At 38.8% G+C, this 18,741-nt stretch carries 18 protein-coding genes; 4 read left to right on the plus strand and 14 right to left on the minus strand.

The window, feature by feature from the left end; genetic code table 11:
- The first annotated feature begins 136 nt into the window (after window positions 1–136).
- Window positions 137–1,054, plus strand: coding sequence for an endonuclease/exonuclease/phosphatase family protein (locus tag HUJ21_RS08690; protein WP_291368821.1), 918 nt, complete (start codon window positions 137–139; stop codon window positions 1,052–1,054).
- 12 nt (window positions 1,055–1,066) lie between these two features.
- On the opposite strand, the gene HUJ21_RS08695 is transcribed toward HUJ21_RS08690, so the two are convergent.
- From HUJ21_RS08695 to HUJ21_RS08750, 12 genes are all read right to left on the minus strand, one after another.
- Complete coding sequence (locus HUJ21_RS08695; protein ID WP_291368823.1) at window positions 1,067–1,954, minus strand: dienelactone hydrolase family protein; 888 nt, start codon at window positions 1,952–1,954, stop codon at window positions 1,067–1,069.
- A gap of 138 nt (window positions 1,955–2,092) precedes the next feature.
- Window positions 2,093–2,311: a hypothetical protein gene (locus HUJ21_RS08700; RefSeq protein ID WP_162342900.1), complete on the minus strand. Its 219-nt coding sequence runs from the start codon at window positions 2,309–2,311 to the stop codon at window positions 2,093–2,095.
- Window positions 2,312–2,481: 170 nt separating this feature from the next.
- On the minus strand, window positions 2,482–4,473 hold the full coding sequence (locus HUJ21_RS08705; protein WP_291368826.1) for an ATP-binding protein: 1,992 nt from the start codon (window positions 4,471–4,473) through the stop codon (window positions 2,482–2,484).
- The gene (locus tag HUJ21_RS08710; protein ID WP_291368828.1) at window positions 4,470–5,813 is read right to left on the minus strand and encodes an SIR2 family protein; all 1,344 of its coding nucleotides are present in this window, start codon (window positions 5,811–5,813) and stop codon (window positions 4,470–4,472) included. The genes HUJ21_RS08705 and HUJ21_RS08710 overlap by 4 nt, the downstream gene beginning before the upstream one ends.
- Before the next feature lie 154 nt (window positions 5,814–5,967).
- A complete protein-coding gene (locus HUJ21_RS08715) occupies window positions 5,968–6,621 on the minus strand; it encodes an N-6 DNA methylase (RefSeq protein WP_291368830.1) in 654 nt (217 codons plus the stop codon).
- Between the two features lie 250 nt (window positions 6,622–6,871).
- Window positions 6,872–8,824, minus strand: coding sequence for a hypothetical protein (locus tag HUJ21_RS08720; protein WP_291368832.1), 1,953 nt, complete (start codon window positions 8,822–8,824; stop codon window positions 6,872–6,874).
- 166 nt (window positions 8,825–8,990) lie between these two features.
- Complete coding sequence (locus HUJ21_RS08725; RefSeq protein WP_291368834.1) at window positions 8,991–9,794, minus strand: restriction endonuclease; 804 nt, start codon at window positions 9,792–9,794, stop codon at window positions 8,991–8,993.
- A 2-nt stretch (window positions 9,795–9,796) separates the two neighbouring features.
- Window positions 9,797–10,642: a methyltransferase domain-containing protein gene (locus HUJ21_RS08730; RefSeq protein ID WP_291368836.1), complete on the minus strand. Its 846-nt coding sequence runs from the start codon at window positions 10,640–10,642 to the stop codon at window positions 9,797–9,799.
- Between the two features lie 960 nt (window positions 10,643–11,602).
- Entirely contained in the window at window positions 11,603–12,103 is a 501-nt protein-coding gene (locus HUJ21_RS08735; protein ID WP_291368837.1) for a hypothetical protein, read from the minus strand.
- 286 nt (window positions 12,104–12,389) lie between these two features.
- Window positions 12,390–12,950, minus strand: a complete 561-nt coding sequence (locus HUJ21_RS08740; RefSeq protein WP_291368839.1) for a hypothetical protein — start codon at window positions 12,948–12,950, stop codon at window positions 12,390–12,392.
- 558 nt (window positions 12,951–13,508) lie between these two features.
- Window positions 13,509–13,895 (minus strand): hypothetical protein, encoded by a 387-nt coding sequence (locus HUJ21_RS08745; RefSeq protein WP_291368841.1) that lies wholly within the window; start codon window positions 13,893–13,895, stop codon window positions 13,509–13,511.
- A complete protein-coding gene (locus HUJ21_RS08750; protein WP_291368843.1) occupies window positions 13,874–14,284 on the minus strand; it encodes a HEPN domain-containing protein in 411 nt (136 codons plus the stop codon). The genes HUJ21_RS08745 and HUJ21_RS08750 overlap by 22 nt, the downstream gene beginning before the upstream one ends.
- Before the next feature lie 228 nt (window positions 14,285–14,512).
- Here HUJ21_RS08750 and HUJ21_RS08755 point away from each other — a divergent pair, with 228 nt between their 5' ends.
- From HUJ21_RS08755 to HUJ21_RS08765, 3 genes are all read left to right on the plus strand, one after another.
- The gene (locus HUJ21_RS08755) at window positions 14,513–15,043 is read left to right on the plus strand and encodes a CIA30 family protein (RefSeq protein WP_291368845.1); all 531 of its coding nucleotides are present in this window, start codon (window positions 14,513–14,515) and stop codon (window positions 15,041–15,043) included.
- Between the two features lie 212 nt (window positions 15,044–15,255).
- Window positions 15,256–15,483: a UPF0175 family protein gene (locus HUJ21_RS08760; RefSeq protein ID WP_166142979.1), complete on the plus strand. Its 228-nt coding sequence runs from the start codon at window positions 15,256–15,258 to the stop codon at window positions 15,481–15,483.
- A 184-nt stretch (window positions 15,484–15,667) separates the two neighbouring features.
- On the plus strand, window positions 15,668–15,931 hold the full coding sequence (locus HUJ21_RS08765) for a DUF3368 domain-containing protein (protein ID WP_246255372.1): 264 nt from the start codon (window positions 15,668–15,670) through the stop codon (window positions 15,929–15,931).
- A gap of 251 nt (window positions 15,932–16,182) precedes the next feature.
- Here HUJ21_RS08765 and map read toward each other — a convergent pair whose 3' ends face one another.
- Both map and HUJ21_RS08775 read right to left on the minus strand, forming a co-directional pair.
- Window positions 16,183–16,962 (minus strand): type I methionyl aminopeptidase, encoded by a 780-nt coding sequence (gene map / locus HUJ21_RS08770; protein ID WP_291368848.1) that lies wholly within the window; start codon window positions 16,960–16,962, stop codon window positions 16,183–16,185.
- A 173-nt stretch (window positions 16,963–17,135) separates the two neighbouring features.
- Window positions 17,136–17,501, minus strand: coding sequence for a DUF2200 domain-containing protein (locus HUJ21_RS08775; RefSeq protein ID WP_291368850.1), 366 nt, complete (start codon window positions 17,499–17,501; stop codon window positions 17,136–17,138).
- Between the last annotated feature and the right edge of the window lie 1,240 nt (window positions 17,502–18,741).

The following is an 18,741-nucleotide window of genomic DNA, read 5'->3' on the forward strand; positions in this document are numbered from 1 at the left end:
CCGTACCCAAAAAATAATTACCGGTAAAGCTGCTGGCACCGCAGGCGCTGCATAAAGCACCTGATCGTGCCGGTCATGATTTAGTTTTACTAAGTACTAAAACATTTATTTCAAAAAAATCATTGATACCATTACCATGAATCGACTGTTTCTACTCCTTTCGCTGTTTGCTTTGCTTCAGCAAGCCGTATCCGCCCAAAACCAATCCCTCAAAGTCATCAGCTACAACATCTGGAATGGATTTGACTGGGGCAAGGATACCCTTAGGCAAGAGGCCATGGTCCGGTGGCTGAAGGAACAGGAGGCGGATGTCATCGGCTTTCAGGAGCTCAATGCCTTTAGCCCGGAGAAATTTGCCAACCTCGCCCGTCAATGGGGACACCCCTATACCCTGCTTTTGAAAGAAGATGGCTATCCCATAGGCATCAGTTCGAAAACACCGTTGGAACTCAAAAGCCGCATGCTGGGAGGATTTTGGCACGGCATGCTGCATGCCAGAACACGTGATACCGACTTTCTGGTTGTCCACCTCAGTCCCCATGATTGGCAGTTCAGGCGATCGGAAGCGGAAATTATTTCCACGTATATCGAAAACGTGCTGATCAAAAACCGGCAGGAAAGGTTCATGGTGTTGGGGGATTTTAATTCCCACTCCCCTTTTGATGCTGGATTTGACCAGGCCCATCCGGAAACACTAAAACGAAACCAGGAAAGCGATAGTCTGAGGTCCACCGAACAAGGCCCCAGCGCCTACCAGACCCTCCGTAAGGGTAATTTTGATTACAGCGTGATGTCCCGGTTTTTATCCCTTCCCCTGATCGATGTGGTACAGGCCCATACAGCGGAAAACCTGAAATCCTCCTTCCCTACTCCCCTGATCACGCAGGACCTATCCCCCGACCAACGCGCCGCCTACAAGCAACGCATCGATTATATCCTGGTAAGCCCCTGGTTTGAATTTCGCTGCACCCAGGCAGCGGTGATCAACACCGGCAGGCCGGATCAGCTATCCGATCACTACCCGGTCGTCGCTTCCTTTAACTGGGAGGAATGATCAGTTCCCTGATCAACCCAACTTCTCCTTAAAGAAGGCTATGGTCCGTCCCCATGCCAGCTTGGCAGCAGCTTCGTCGTATCGGGGCGTGGAATGGTTGTGGAAACCGTGGTTTACCTCCGGATACATGAATGCCTGGTATTCTTTGTCATGTGCCTTCAACTCCTTCTCGTAATCCGGCCAGCCGGCATTTACCCGGGTGTCCAGTCCCGCAAAGTGCAACATCAGGGGTGCCTGAATTTGGGGCACTTCTTCTGCCGTGGGCTGACCGCCATAAAAGGGCACAGCAGCACCCAGGTCAGGCACCCTTACGGCCATCATATTGGATATCCAGCCGCCAAAACAGAAGCCTACCGCACCGGCTTTGCCGGTACAATGTTCGTGGTTTTTCAGGGTTTCATAGCCGGCAATAAAATCCTGCAGCATGTCTTCCCGATCCCGTTTGGACTGCATGGTACGGCCCTCATCATCCGTGCCCGGGTAGCCGCCAAAGGGTGTCAGCGCATCCGGAGCAAAGGCGATAAAGCCATCCAGGGCCGCCTGATGGGCCGTATCTTCAATATAGGGATTCAGTCCGCGGTTTTCATGCACCACCAGTATGCCCGGCAGCGGACCGCTTTGGTCCTTGGGACGGGTCAGCAAGCCCTTCATGGTACCTGCCCCTTTGGGGGAGTCGTAGCTAATGTATTCCGAGATCAGCCGGGGGTCGTCCTGGGTATAGCGGCGGGCCGCAGCATAGTTGGGCATCAGGTAGCCCATAATGGCCGATACGGTAAGGCCGCCTACGGCAAATTTGGACAGGCGCTGTACAAAGTCTCTGCGCTCGATACGGCTATGGGCATAATCGTCATACAGGTCAAATACTTCCTGGTCCAGGTCTTTTTTGTTGATTGGTTTCATTTGTAGGCAGTTTGGTTGTAATGCGGTGAGCACTTGTCTCCGCAGCGGTAGCCGGATGGCACTAGGACCGCAGGATTAAGTTACGGTATTTTTCGAAAGAACGGGCACCTGCCCGGCAAAAGTTTTGAGGGCCTTTGATTACAGGATTCCTCCTCCCAAAACCAATCGAATAAGTCCAACTACCACGGCGATGCCACATAGCACCATACCTTCATTGGATTTCCCGATAGCACTGATGATCAGTCCGAGAATGGCAAAAGGGATATTGATCCAATTAAACCAGCCCAAAAGCGGGATAAATCCCAGCAACATACCCAAGGCGGCCAGTACGCCAAGAATCAATCCAACTGTTTTCATAGTAATCGTTGTTTTCTTCCAGACGTTAATTTAAGCGAATCAATTGAGAAACTCTGCGTTCTCAGAAACTTACCTAACAATAATCAAAATGAACAATGATAAACAAGATGACACAAAGAAAGCAAATTGAGCTAGTCCGTGTAAATTGTTTATCCTATTGTTATTCTCTGTCATAGGTCTATTTCAAAATCATTTTCCCTAAACCAGTTCTTACTTATCTCATTGTTGTCGCTTTTCGGTTTCGGTTCGGCTTCATTCACTTTAAAAGTGGTTGGCAAGTTAACTGCATGACCAAAAATCAATGCGTGTTGTGTAGGAATGGTAGGCATTCTTCTCAGTATTGTTTCAGAAATGTGCGGTGTGATTTGCCTGATATGGGATAAGTCTTCCGGGTTTTGAATTCGGTGAACAATGAAATTACTGCATTGGGATAATACGGTCTTTGAAAGCTCACTTGGTCTTTGAGACGATACAAGTAAGAACATACCGTATTTCCGGCCTTCCTTAGCAATACGTTCAAAAATTCTGTTTGCATCACCGAATACCTTTCCAGCATCTTTAGATATATACCTGTGAGCTTCTTCCAGAACAAGGTTTACCGGAAACTTATTTCTGTCTTTTGCTTCTCGTAGTTTTTCAAACACTAACCTTGAAAGCACACAGGAAATGACTTCTACCGTTTCATCATTGGCAGAATTGAGGTCAATTATTATCACCTGTGATTTTTTCGAAACCGATTCGATGCCTAAAAACTGTTTTAAATAATTTTCCTCATTTAAGTCTGTTCTTATCTTGGTCAGAAAGCCAAAATCTTCTCTTTTTATTGTTTTCAGGCGAGTTATCATAGAGGAACAATAATCCCTGATTTGCTTGTTTCCGTAAGCTTCTTCATATAGAATAGCCAATTGGATTAAGTCTTCTAGATCTTCAAAATCAAATTTTTCATTACTGAAATCAGGTATGGTAAAATCCGTTACTTCAAATGATTTAATTTCATTGATAAAGTTTTCTTGATTCTGATTCGCATCATTGGCGTATCTGGCAGACTCTTGAAAGTTTCCATACTGAGCACTGAAATGGTGTTTGTCAAGTAAGCCAGTATTCAAATCACCTTTGCCAAATTTGTCAATAATGGTATATAGCCTTTGACCTTTAGCAGCGGAGTTTTCGTTGACGGATAGCGTTTGTACAACTGCCTTAGATACGATGTGGTTAAAGTTTGAGTCTTCGTTTATTGCCGTAAAGCCTAAGCCATTGCGAAGAACGGGCAATTGCGAACGTTCACTTGCCTTTAAAAGTAATGCCCATTCATCGATATTTAGAAACCAGTGAGGTAACTCAAATTTTTTATGTTCAATCCCTTCAATTTGTTCGGTGGGTAAAGGATCAAGAGAAAAGTAGTTAACCTCAATTTCATTCTTCGCGTTTATTGAATTTAAGTTTTTAAATGCTTCATAATACTCACCATTCACATCAAAGAAGATGAACGTACTACCTGTTGCACTGTTTTCTTCAAGTCTGTAAAGGGTTTGCAGCATGGAGGCAATGGTGCAAGATTTTCCGCTTCCTGTATTGCCGAGAATCGCAGAATGACTTCCGAAAAATTTGTCAATATCAATTTTCACTTCATAATCCGGGAAAATGGTTGATTTTCCAATCGGTAATGATGTGTAGCGGTATTTGCAATCACAATCAGATTTAGAACATTCAGAATTATCCTCAAAGCAAACTTTGACCTTTACCGCATTCGTTTTGAAAATAGTGTCCAACTCTTCCTCTTTAATGTAAAGAACATCTGAATAAAGATTGGGATAGACACTTACACCAAATTCAAAATTTAAAGATCCTTCTTTTGTTGTTTTAATGGTTCCAATCGGGAGGACTTCCAAAAACTTTCCGGCCTGTACCTTGCTCAATATTTGATCTGTTGGATTGGAAAACGGCACATTAAGGTCTTTTTCCCGAACCCCCGACACTTCTGCAACGATGTAATAATTTTGGTAGGGGACAATGACGTAGCTGTTGAGTTGAGCAAAATAATGTATGTCGTCAAATCCACTTACGTTAAAGTTTTCCAATCCGCTTAATAGTTCTACAGAAAATCGGTCGGAGTTTATAGCTACGACTTTTCCAATCCCCCTTTGTTTGTCTTCTTTGGTCATTTCAATAAATCTTTAAGGTTCTGGATTGTCTTTTCCATTTTCTTGTCCAAGTCTTCTGCTGTTAAATCCGGTAAGACTTGCTCCACAAACCTTTTAAAGAAATGTAGAGGCACATAATCACTTTTTCCCTCAGGCCATTTCTCTCCAATAATCCATATCCTAGAATCATTCAAAGCCATCAACTTACCAATAGCATTTTTTTCAGTTGGTTCACCAATAACGATTAAACGGAATGAAGGAATGGTAAATGCCTGGAAAATCAGGTTGTTAATATGTTCATCGCTAAAACTATACCCGATAGTGACCAAAATATTATTGTTTTGCATCAGTTTCTTTTGAAACTCACGGAACAAGTCAGAATATGGACTTCCAAGACTGGCATTGTATTTCAATGGTGTTGGATGAATCATTATAGTAGATTCATCCTCTAAATCCTCAAAAGTCGGTTCCTGAATTTCCTTTACGTTGAATAGCTTATTCTCACCCTCAGCTTGAATCCAATTGACGGAACCGTGGATTTTGTACAAATAAAAGAAGTTGTCAATCACGCTCCATTTGGATTGTGATAAATCCATTTTTTCTGCAAGGGCGTAATTGAATATGGCAGGATTAAAAAATTTGCTTATACCTCCGGTAAAGCCGTTTACGTAATGAATCCCCAATAAATCCATAGCCCTTTCCGAAAAAAGGTCATAATTGGTCGTGAAAATATTTAGTCTTGGTAGCGTTGGGTTTCTGGTAAGGAGTTTCCTATAAAATTGTTTGTATAGCTCAATTAAGGGCTGGTCAACAGGTGGCTTATCTTTTTCAGGTTTGGCATTGTCTTCGTTAAGGCATTTTTGAAGCAAGTAATTTCTTGCTTTAAGGATAATGGATTCAACTTTTTCACACTTAGTTAAATCCGCAAATGATTTTTCTTGAATGCTGAGAGGTATCTGATCTATTTCTTCCTCTGATAGTGTTTTTTGTAGATAAAAGGAAAGGCTATGTAAAGTGGAAAGGAATACTTCAAGGTTTTTGAAGAAGATATCTCCATCGACTTCAATACTCAAGGTCGATTTTAACCATTCTTTCTCTTCTTTGAACTCCTTTGATCCGTAAAATTCTGAGGCCATAGGAGCCATGACAGGAATCCCTATTTCCTTAAATTTCCCTTCAGCCGTTTCTAATTTGAAAGAAGAGCAGCCACTTCCTAGTAGAAAGGAAAGATTCTTATTGTCAAGGGCTTTTAAAAACGAATCCTGAATCTTTTTCAAATCTGTTTCGTTTGATTTCTCACTAGTTTGCTCTTTTTTGGATTCGAGTACGTTTTCGTTGCCTTTGTAGAAGAATATTTCCATAATCGTATTTTTTAATTCCCTGTTATTCCGTTAATAAATGTCTCGACAAAATATAAAATCCGGGTCAAAATCCGGCCGCCTGCTTTGTTGCGTTCCAGTAAAGGGGAGGGGCTGGTAAAATTTTCAGGTTGGCAGTGGTTTTCTCCATGCGGTTTTATAGGTACTCGTAAGCTTCGAACAAGAAGCCCACATTTCCGCAAGCGGCATCATAATTTTTCTCGCCAATTTTTGGATCAACCACTTTTACAATGGTAGTAATGAGCGGACGGGGTGTGTAGTATTCTCCTCCGTTGCGCCCTGCATTGCCCATGTTTTTGATCTTGTCTTCGTACAGGTGGCTCATTTCGTGCTTTTCCTCATGGGTACGGAACCGCAACTCATCAATCCGGTTAATGACTTCCCGCAGGTTGTAGCCGCTTTGGACACGGTTTTTCAGCTCGCTAAAAATCTCCCCAATCTTGTATTCGATGGTATCGGCATTTTCGGCAGACAGTTTAAATTTGCTGAGATAGGGAAATAATTTCCCATTTACAAAATCGATTAAATCATCCCCAGTCAGGGCATTGTGATTAATTTTGCCATCCGATAATTTAGGTGCGGCCCAAACGCTCCACTGGTATTCCGGTTCGATTATGGGCGTGTAGGTTTTTCCGGTCAGTTCCGCAGCAGTAGCCCGATCCCGCTCCAGGTCGTCCAGGTATTTCAAAAACAATACCCAGGAAGTCTGCTCCACATAATCCAACTCACTACCGCAGCCCGCATCCTTGTGGAGTATATCGTCTATATTCTTAAAAGTTTGTTCGAACATTCGTTTTCTTTTATTTCAGATTTTTAGTTTTCATTCTTTTCTGACTGCGCACTGGCAAATACCAAGAGTGCTGTTTGTTGGGATGGCTTTTTTAAGTATGTTGTAACGGTTCTGTTCTTAGCGTTCGTGCGGGATTTTGGAGGATAAAACCATCAACCAGCATTGAAACTTTAATAGAACCACAAAGCTCCAGGTTTTCACGTCACGCCGCATGACACAAAGCCAATGTTAGCAATTCACCCTTACATTTTCAGTCCTTTATAGCTTTATAAATAATTAAATCATCTTCAATTTTTAAAAATGTTAAGATTAGTAGTTTTAAGTATGTGGAATATGCATACTCGTGCTTTTGTATTTCATCAGGAGTAGCTTGTGTTCCGTGTAGGTAACTATTTCTTAAGTCTAGCCCATTTGTAAACTCACTTTTGTTCAAGAAATAATTGAAATAAGCTTGCTCGGGTTTTGAAAACAAAGAGCTGTCAAAGAAAACCATTTTCTCAGTTTCCATTCTTTCGGCCTCTTGACGAAATTCAAAAGAGTACCGATAATATGAAGCTACTTCATTTATAAACAAATCTCTAAGAATTATTATTCTTGCTGGGTTTGTGATTTGAACATAATTATTATTATCTACAAAAATAACCCCCTTTTCAATTAGGTAATTTAACGGATGCTTCTGATGTTCCTCATAACTGCTAAATTTCACTTGTTCGTTTGAAAGCAAATCAAAAAATGTATGATAATGCTTTTCTTTGAATGGTTCAACAAAAGCAAGTAAAGTCTGGTCAGAGAAAAAAAGATTAATGAGACTCTTAAGTTCATTATTGTCCTCGTTTAAATATATATACTTCCTTTTGTTTAAGCTAGGAATGTCTTTTATTGCTGTTGGATTAGATGAGATTTGGAAAAGCTCAAAGTCAATACTACCCTCTTCAACAAAGAGTTTAAACTGTTTTAATACTGATTCAAATTCTGGGGCTAACAACCTAACTTTCTCAAAGTAAGATGTCGCTGATGGAATTGAAAAACGAGCATTGTTTGCAAACTCGTATCTGTCTTGGAAAGACGAGGTAAAAACCTGGTGTAAAATATATTCTAGAGAAAACCCTAAGTCGCTTAGCACGTTATTATAACCAACTAACTGGAGTTGAGAGGTCATCTCCATTAAATTGAATTCTGTTCCACGTCTATAGTCATTTTTGGAATGAACGCCCATGACTCGCTCAAATACGCCCATTTTATTTTTCTTACTTACAAGATTAATTCTGCGTTGAACGTCGAGATATTCAAACAGAACTATAAAATTTTGAAATAGTAAAAACGGGTCATTGTTTTGCTTAATAAAATCCAGACTGTAAGAGTAGTTTATTTCAAAATCATCATCAATAATTCCGTCTTTAATTTTACTGGCATTCTCGGTAAAACTAACTGAAACACCATATCTCATTCCGTTATTTCCAGTGAAAAATTTTTCGGTTTCGCTTTTATGTAAACGTTTAGCTTTTAAGCGTGTTTTGTCAGATACTTTAAAATCATTCCTGTTTCTCGCATTTTGAATGAGACCAATGTAATTATAATTTACACCTTCAGAATCTAAGTAGTTTAAAAGTATTGTTTCCTTTTCCTCAACGGTAAGGCTTTTAGGGAGATATTTTTGATTTTTAACGAAGTCTTCCTTTACCTCATAAAATGAAAGAAATATTTCAGCAGATTGCGAATATGTTAAAAGGAAGTTTTTAATTTCTAAATTGTAGTGTTCAACTATTTTTTTATGAGTTAAAACTTCATGAATTAAGTGAGGTTCATTCGTTAAGAGTCTACTGAAATTACCTTTTGAAATGTTTTTAAATATTCCTTGATTATTTACTAATTCCCAAAATGAATGAACATAATTTCTTAGAATATTTTCATATATGGTCAAAATATTAGTGTCGTTAATAGTTGCCATATACTGTCCAACCACCTTGCCATATTCTATTACTTTAATTTTGAAGTTGTCGATATCGTCCTGTGACCAACTTTTTAAATAGAGGTCGTTGTCAATATACTTTTTCACGTTGTACAGTTCCAGAACTTCGTTAATATCTGTATAATTTGTCTTTGAGTCAGCCTTTAAAATATATTCCCATTTCTTAAGGTTATATGACCATGTCATATCTTCTTTAGAGTAAAAAACTACTTTATTTAAATCTGTATTATGCATTTTGGTATCGTTTTTTAGGGTAACTACAAATGTTTTGCAGCTACCCCAAGTTGGCAATTTCGAAGCTCTTCACTGTCAACCCAGCACAAATTATAATCGTAGAACAAAGCTTGATTTAACCTATGAATCGCTAATTTTGAGTAGGTGCTGTTATGCGTTGCCATTCTTACAGGTTTTCTGTCAAGTAATTTATGTCCCAAAGTTCTATTTTCTTTGTCATAGAGCTAGCAAACTCCTTTGCAGAGGACGTGAATTCTGAAGTAGTAATTATAACAGCGTGGTCGGCTTCATAAATATTCATAGCACCTATGACTTGTTGAATTGTATTTACAGACACTTTACTGTTTCTATTATATTTTTTAACTTCCACAATTGTCTTTTCAAAACCTTTCCAGTCTCTTAAAATAAAGTCATATCCATAATCTGTCGAACTACTTGGTCTTTCTACATTAGCCCCATTATTTCCGAAATAATCAAATATAAAATCTTCAAATTCAGAACCCGAAACTCTATCAATAATTTGAGAATTTTCTTTGAAACTACTAATCAATTCTTTGAAATTAGAGATATTTTCTTTAACAGATTTTTCTTCAATGTTTGTTTTTTGAAGAAAGTTAATTACATCGTAAATTGAGTTAGAAATTCCTGAATCAAAACGTATATAGTTGTATTTTTTCAATGATAAAGGAAGGTCAAAGTCTGATTCGGAAATAATTAAAATCTTTTTTCCTAAAGCAGTGGCATAGCCTAATTCGTAGAAAACAAAAGGACTTTTATCCTTAATTATAGCAATAAAAACATCTGATTGGGAAATCCAATATTCAGGTGTTGCTTTACTCTCATCATAAAAGGATTCATCACTCTCTTTGTTTACCACTTCATAACCCATTTCGATTAGGTCACGTTTCAATGTAAACGTTAAAAAATCGTCAATGTGTTTGAATGAACTTGATATGTATATTTTTTTCATTGCTATATTTCTTTAATTCTGTTTAGCGACCAAAAATCATAAAGTAACTTTTGTTTTGATTTTTCTTCTTCGTCAGTCTCTGCTCCGTGTTTAGTAATACTTTCTAAACTTTTTTCGCATTCGTCAAGTTTTCTCTTGAGAATTGTTACAATGTCTTTTTTTGTTAGTTCAATAGCTTTTGCTTTTCTGTTTGCTAGTTCTTCATCAGAAATATTTATATATTCTCTGCTTAGTTGAATATTCCATCCAAAACAACTGCTGTGATTCCATCTTCCTGGTGTAGGGTTGTAATCTTGAATATTGAAATTTTTGAAAAACGATTTTAGTAACTCGTGGATTTCTTCTCGTGTCCAGGTTATAGCACCTAATTCTAATGATGGCAATGATTCCATATCATAAATAAAGAGAAGTCCTGTTGAACTTAGTCTGATGATGGATTCAAATAAAATATCAGGAATTAACAATGGAGAAAATTCGTGAATACTATTTGTAAGCGTAATAAAGTCATATTTATTTTCAACTGGAAATAGATTTGGAAAATCTGAAATATCACCAATTTTCCCATTACTGCTTTTGAATTTAAGTGATTCAGCTTTCTTTAATGTGATTGAAAGATGTTCTTCAATTATGTCAAATGCCGAATAGCTAATTTTTGTCCTAGCTTCATCTCCAATATTGTGTTCAAGATTAACAATAATTTGTCCTTTCCCACAACCCAAGTCCAACCAAATTAAGTCAGTCAAACCGGGTCGGTCAAGTTTGCCCTGCAACAAAGAAAGTGCTGCTTGATGTTGAGCAAGCAGTCTGTCTTTATTTAAGTATGCATCTGAGTCGTTAATTATTGCCATTTTCTATGGTCGTTAATTCGTTGATGTCGCCGTTTCATATGGTTACGCAAAAGGTATTATATCACTGACAAAAACCAGGGTTACCCACCGAAAATAAGTAAATAATCCCCATTTATCAGTTTTTGCGCTAGGAATATTCCGGTACCCTGCCGCAAAGAAAACTGTATGGTACCGGCTGTAGGGTGGTTTTCCGCCACAAGGAAATTAGATAAGTCCCCAACTTGCAATCAGGTTCCAAGCCTTACCTGGATACACGAACAATATAGTGGATTTTTCTTGAATGGGTAGCCGTAGGTTTCGAAAAATCCAATTCGGCTATCAAAAAAAGCTGATGGACAAGTAATACCCGACAGGAAAAATTGAAAAAGTCATACTTCCGAAATCACTAGGGGTACTTCACAAGTACCCCCCTGCACTTAGGAAGCCCCTCCCCCCACTTCTGAACTGCTAGGAGGGAGCTCAAACTGACAAGATTGGGGTTCGGAATTCGAACGTTGCGGTTCGGAAGTCCCCTCTTGAGGTTCGGAACCGCAGATTTTGACCAAAAAATCACAGTTTTCCGGATAATCTATAAAATTGCTGACATTTTGACCGGAAATTTTTCGGGTTTTGATTTGAAAGGGGTACTTCCGAAGTGGGGGGGAGTACTTCGGAACTCGACGTGTCAGGTTTTGAAGCGGAAGCTTGCAGTTCGGAAGTGGGTCATGGCAGTAAAAAGGTGGAAAATTGTGCCTTTTTGGCGGAAAATTGGAGTAAAAAAGTGAACGCTTGCAGTTAAAAAGCGGAGCGTTTCAATTCGAACCCGCAGCATTGAAGTTCAGAGGCTTATCTTTGATACCTGAAACCGAAAGGTTCGGGTTTTAGTTGAGGACTGGTATAAAATTGAAAAAGGGTGCAGCCTGAAGAAATCCATCTGCACCCTTTAGTTATTTTCAGGTGACATAAGCAACTTTTCTTTTTTTAAACATCCATTCCGTTGGTTGAAGGGCTACCGGACCTTTCAAATCTTTGCCTCAGGTCTTCATAAATTACTTTGGCATCCGCAGCATTAATTCTAGCACCATACTTGACGGAATTGTAGTAACCAAGAGCACTTACATAAGCTTCTGAACCAGCAAGAGTCACGGTGTCATTCAGGTTACTGGTTAACTGCTGAATATCCCTAAGGACAGGCATCAAGCTTTTTACGGTAGTCCAGTCCTTATCCATTTCCTGCAAATCTAGAAAAGGAGGTAAAAACTGCCCGTCATCCTGCGCATATTCCATCACCTTTTCCACAAAGGGGGCAGTGCCATCTCCCATTGCAGTGCCATCTCCCATTTTAGGGATAGTCTGCCGCTCGGAAGGGCTTAGCGCAACCAAATAGGGGCCGAGGGTAGTTTTAAGTGTGTTTAAAGCATTCCTAATGGAGGTCAGCTCCTCCTCAGGGATCTGAATGGAAATTGAGTTTTTGGTACTCATGGTCTATTAATTTTAGGTTTAACATAATTAACAGAATGAAAATATATTTTTTTGATGTAAAATGCATTTTTATGGATGTGAAATTTGATTATAAATTCAGTTTGATGAAGTAAAGAGTGAATGGAGAGGGGAATTGTTGGTTTAGGGGAGCGATCAAGTATAAGCGTAGTGTAAGATTTGAAGCACTTTTCTTTTTTATTTAACACCGCATTTTTTAATATTCAATTCTTTTAAATTTACCTATTTAGCCCGGATTCCACTTATAAATTGTTGGAAGGTGGACTTTTCATGTAATTTTATGAATGCTCTTGCTTTTTTTGAAATCAAATCCTGCAGTAAATATTAATGAAAATAATATTACGTACTGAAGAATATTTAAAATTTCGAAATTACTTTCAAAAGTGATTGTTAGGTAAAGCAGAATCAGAAAAATCATATAAGTAAGATTAAACCAAAACCATTTTTTTGCATTTTCATTTTTTGGATTTACTATGAAAGCGGCAAAGACAGTCCAAATAGTTATGAAGACTATACTTATTATAAGAAAAGTAATTGCCCATAATAGCGAGGGATTCCAAATGCAATAACCCACAACACAAAATAAAATCCAGCTTATAATTGAAGTAATATAACCAATTTTAAAATCCTTTCTTGATGTACTTTCACTTGATCCTAAAAATTCGGTATCATCTAAATATATTTTCAATCGAAGTGAAAAAACAAATATCAGAAATAAGACAATTTTGGGTGATAAATGCTCTATATTGTTTATATCCTTTGCTCCAAACAAAAGAGCTCCGATAAAAACCGAAAAGAAAACATTGTTCAGATGTTGTTTTACATTCATTTTATTAACTTTATAAAAGGCTTGCTTCCAACTTGTTTATTGCCACTATTTTCCATGCCTTATTTAAAAATATTGTTGCATAAAAACCAGTTTATCATCTTTATTTTAAACCAGCCTATCAGGTGTAAATTACTTCCGGGATACCGTACATAGAAACTTGTCCTTCCGGTCATAGGCATGGATAGTGCTGTTCTCCTTTATTCACAATTGGAAAAATCAGTCCTATACCCGCCCCCAACGTATGCTCTTCCGGAATCCTTCTTTCATTCTTTTGAAAAAACTCCATTACCTAAAAAACGCAATTCCAATATACCGGAAAAATACCATTTCACCAACGGTTGATTTAGGATATGTGATTTAATTGAGCTGGGTGCTATTAAAAATTCCCTATGGAGTTTAGCCGGAGCCACCTGATTTTTTAGAAAAAAATTAATGGTCGGAATATCAATTTCCAATAATTTGTCATCGGATTCCGGCATTGCAAATGCCTCTTTTTTCAACAAATGGCGTGATTGCAAATTACGCCCGATGGAGGCTTGTTAACTAAACACTGCCTTTTTAATTGACCCGGTAAAGGTAGGCGTCTTTAATCAATACCCCGTTGATCACATTTCCACTAAACCTAATTCCTGAAATACCCGGACCTGTGGTAATTGCCATTCTCAACATCCCGATTAATTGATCTTTTGGACTAATAAGCGAAATGGCCTCTAAGGGCAGGTTAATTTCATTCCTGTGGCTTTGTAGAATTTTTTGGACTTTGGCATATAATTTTTTTGGCCCCACTACGTCAAACTCAGGACTGGCGAAAAATAATCTCCATTCCTCTAAATCTTCTATAAAAAACCAAAAAGCACTAGAAATTTTTAAGTTTGAATCATCCAAAGACTCAAGTACCTTCTTTCCCTCTTCAATATCAATATTTACCAATGTCTTTTTATCCATGTCATTATACCATGTTTTCTCGCTGTAATAGCAGAATATAAATCTAAAGCTTCTAATTCTGAATTCCTTTTATACCTGCTAATTTCAGACCAATCCTTTACAAGATTCCAATTTAATTGAAATTTGGGGTCAGTTAAATTATTCTTCAAATCAATTTCCAATCCCGCAATTTTAACAAGCTTAATTATTTCATGGGTATGGCTTTCAATAACTACTTTTTTATCAGGAAAGTCATACTGTTTGGTGTTTTTTGCTATGCATGCTTTTAAGGCGCATTCCACGCTATATCCACACAAATAATAAGCACCATCATAAAATTGATTTGCCAATAAGGTTTTAGCTTCCCTTATTCGCAACTGAGACAATTCCTTAAGGCCTTCCCTATTCATTAATACTTTTTCAAGTTAAATTATGCTAAACAGCGAAGGGAATTAGGCTCATTCAATACCACAATCATCCGCTTGTAAGCTTTTTAGGTTAATTTTAAAAATTGGGATCTACCCAAAAAAACCTACTTTCAATATACCGGAAAAATACCATTTTACAAACGATTGGTTTAGGATATGTGCTTAAATTTGGCTGGATTTCACTAAAAATCCCCTACCTTTAAAAGAAAAATGTGGGCTTTGCAAATGTTTTTAATGGTTTTGCTGATGGGTAAATTGCTTTTGTTTGATTTTAGTGCTTCGGAAGATTGGTCAGGCTGGGAAATCCAAAATGATGGGGTAATGGGCGGCATTTCCAGTAGCAGCCTCCAAAAGACGGCCGGGGGTAATGCGCTTTTTGCCGGAAGCGTCTCCCTGGAAAACAACGGGGGCTTTGCCTCCCTGCAATACCACTTCCCTCCCAAAAATATCGAAGGATATCAAACAGCCGTCCTGAGGCTAAAGGGCGATGGCAAACGCTACCAGTTCAGAATAAAAGAAAATCTAAGCGACCGGGCTTCTTATATCTATACCTTTACTACCAGCGGAGACTGGCAAATCCTGGAGATCCCACTAAAGGAAATGGAGCCGGTATTCCGCGGTAGAAAACTGGATCTACCCAACTTTTCTGCGGATTCCATACAGGAATTGCGGTTTTTGATTGGCAATAAAAAGGAAGAGGATTTTCGCCTGGAAATCAAAAAATTGAGCTGGAATAAGTAAATCTAATGCTTCTGATTCTAAATGCATTCTATTAGGCCAACAATTCATACATAAATCTCCGTAAGAAATCTTCCGTCCAGGGTTGCATGGTAACCAACTGAAAATTTAACACAGCGGTAGGTATCAAAAACCAGTTGGTTTTTCCTGTTAAGCTCCAGCAAAAGGACATAATAAAATGAAGTCGATATCCAAAATTTTAGTAAATTTATACTATGAAGCGTCTGACCTTAACTATTCCGGATCATTTTGACCTAGATGAGCGAGAAACTAAAAGATTTCTCGCAGCAAAAATGTTTGAATCTGGAAAACTGTCACTCGGACAGGCAGCAGAATTGGCTGGTTTATCAAAAGTGGCATTTTCGGAGATTTTGGCTGATTATGGTGTTTCTTTAATTAACTATCCACCTTCGGATATTTCAAAAGATGCAGCAAAATTCTGATATAATCATCTCAGATACCAGCTGTTTAATAATTTTGGATAAGATTAATGAGCTTGAATTATTAATGAAGACCGGGAGCAAGGTATTTGTGACACCGATCATTTTAAAGGAATTTGGAAAAAGCCTGCCTTATTAGATTTCGGTATTGGCACCGGAAAATTCTCATTATCAACAAATTCTGGAAATGGATCTGGATGAGGGTGAAGCAAGTGCAATTGCATTATCCCTGGAAATGAAAAATCCAATCCTAATGCTCGATGAACTAAAAGGTAGAAAAGTAGCAGAAAAACTTAATTTAAGGTATTCCGGAACTTTTGGATTAATCCTAAGAGCCAAACAAATTGGTTTAATAAGTAGCGTAAAACCTATACTTGAAAAAATAAAATCCACAAACTTCAGATTTGATGAAAAGCTTTTTGAAAAAGTTTTGGAACAAGCCGGAGAATAAAAATAAGAATGCCAAAGCCTAACCTCAGCCTGATTCCATTGTGGGCTCGGTAAATTTTTTAGTTGGCACTTTTTCATAATATCCAGTCAGGGAAGGAAGGGTACATCTTCGGAAAACCCTGCCGTCTCAAGGCTGAATCCGGATCTGTGCCAATCTTATTGAAGCAATCAAACCGGCCATAATAAGCAAGACCACTAGAAGGTACGGACCGGATGACAGTCTCCTGTTTTTGAAATCAAAATGCCGCATCCCTAATTGGCCTGTGACCACTGACCAATTTCATTAAAACTGGTCAGAATAACGGGAAGTGCATCTGTGATCAAAATGGTATGTTCGTGTTGGGCAACGAATCCGCCCTTGTTGCCTACCAGAGTCCATCCATCCCCTTGCTCCACAGCAAAGGTAGAAGTGGTCGCGATAAAGGTTTCTACGGCCACGGTGGTGTTTTTCTTAAATCGCTCCTTGTTGGTTTTGACCCTGTAGTTTAAAATATTATCCGGAGCTTCATGCAAGTTTCTTCCCACACCGTGTCCCGAGAGGTTTTTGATCACCTTAAAGCCTGATTTTTTGGCGGCTGTTTCTATAAAATGACCCAGATCGGCAATCTTCATCCCGCCTCTGATTGTATGGACTGCCTGGTGGAGTATGTCATTGGAAGCATCTACCAGCGGTTGATGGTTATGGATGTCCCTGCCCAGGACAAAAGAACCGCCGTTATCCGACCAAAAGCCATTCAGTTCAGCAGAAACATCAATGTTGATCAGATCCCCTTCTTTTAATATTTTATCCCGGGATGGAATACCATGGGCGATTTCCTTATTGATACTGATACAGGTATAGCCTGGAAACCCATAGGTTTCGTATGGAGCGGATTTGGCGCCATAACTTTTCAATATTTCTGCCCCATAATCATCGAGTTCCTTTGTAGACATTCCGGGCTTTGCATGTGCCCGCATCAGTTTCAGTGTGGTTCCTACCACTTCACTAATCCTTTTCATGCCGGTCAATTCCGATTCTTTTGTTATTGACATATCACTTTTATTTAATTGAAAACAGGTTCCTTTACTTGTCATAACCTATCCTAAAACGCAAGCTCCCGGGCAGGCGTTCTACAGGGACTCAAAAATATAAGCCCTGAATAGAAAAATGCATCCATCATTGCAGGGATACAAGCTCCCGGTCGAAAGGTGGACCGATGCGCCATTTACCCTTCCCTCAAAATCTTCTCCATCTTCTTTCCTTTGGCCAATTCGTCCACCAGCTTGTCCAGGTACCTTACTTGCCGGGTTAGGGGGTTGGTGATTTCCTCTACCCGGTAACCACATATCAGGCCTTTAATCAACTCGGCATTGGGATTTAATCTTGCTTCCTCAAAGAATGTCTCAAAAGTCACCTTTCGCTGTATCAATTCCTCAACCTTTTTCTCATCAAATCCTGTCAGCCAATAGATCACCTGATGCAGTTCGGCTTTGGTCCTGCCTTTTTTCTCCACTTTGCTGACATAATGGGGATAAACCGTTGCAAAGGTCATTTTGGCCATGCGTTCGTCGTGTTCGGGACTGGTGTTCATGGGGTATATTTTTTTGGAAAAATCAAATTGTTGGATTTTCTCCTTTGGTTTGGCTTTTGCCTAATACAAAAAAGAATCTTCGAATCTAGGGATCTATTGATTGAATTTAATGGAAAAAATTTAACTATACCAACGGTAGCTTTAATTTCTAATAGCCATCGGCTTCACAAAATCTGGTGCTGAAACCTGAGTTCAGCTATAAAACCGCTCGAGTACCAATAGGTGGGTTGAAATGCCAAAGCGTATTCTCAAACCCCCAACCCTTCCTAAAATCTATTGGATTGGGTCAAAACCAATCACACAGGGCTCAGTTACTTCCAGATATCCTCTGTATCTCGCTTTTGTGGATAAATAGGTTGTGGCTAAGCCCAATTATTTATTGTTTATTTCCGGAGAAATTTCATCTAATGAGTTCAAAGTCAAATATGATATAATGCTGAATCCCATATTTTACACCCCATTCGCTGGGAGGCATTCCATTTCTACTTAATACAAAACAATAAAGGTACGCGGGCTTCTTCGGGTCTTCAAAGTGTAGATTACCACAGCTTCCATCGCTCACCTTCTTTTAAGCCTACCAATGACTTTTCCATTAAATACCTGTAGATCAATGTATTGTGAAATACACATCCCCATCCAGATTTCTGCGTTTTTTAAAATATTAAGTCTACCAATGACGCAATAAATATTTCTTCTAAAGTATCTCCTGAAGAAATTTTATTGAAAAGAATACCAATAAATTAAAAACGGAAAGAACGCAGGCCGGACAAAAAACCGGCCTGTCCTGAATTGTCTCAGGGGGGTGCGCAGTAGGTTTGTGCGGCGAAGGATTTTTTTGTCTTGATGTCCTGCCCTCCGGGAGGGGGGTTGGTACTTTTTCATCAAGGAAAAAGTACAGAGAATTAAAAGAAAAACAGCTAATTTCAAGCCATAATCCTGATAATACGAGTAGATATATTTCAAAAAACTTATCGTCATCCCGATCTCTTCCATTGACGATTCAATTGGTTCTTACCGGCGATCTTGATTCGAACCCAAGTTATTAACCTGAGTTCGATTTTAAAACTTTATGAATTATGGCACCTATTCTTTCATAAAAATATTAATTACATAATGACCCAAACCTATTAATCATAACGCTCCCTGGAATGGGGCGTTTGCAAAAAAATCCCCCTACCCCCTTTTCAATGCTATTAAGTTATGGTTTTCGAATTACTATTTTCCTTTCTGAAAATGGTTT

Source organism: Cyclobacterium sp. (assembly GCF_014762705.1).
Classification (GTDB): domain Bacteria; phylum Bacteroidota; class Bacteroidia; order Cytophagales; family Cyclobacteriaceae; genus Cyclobacterium.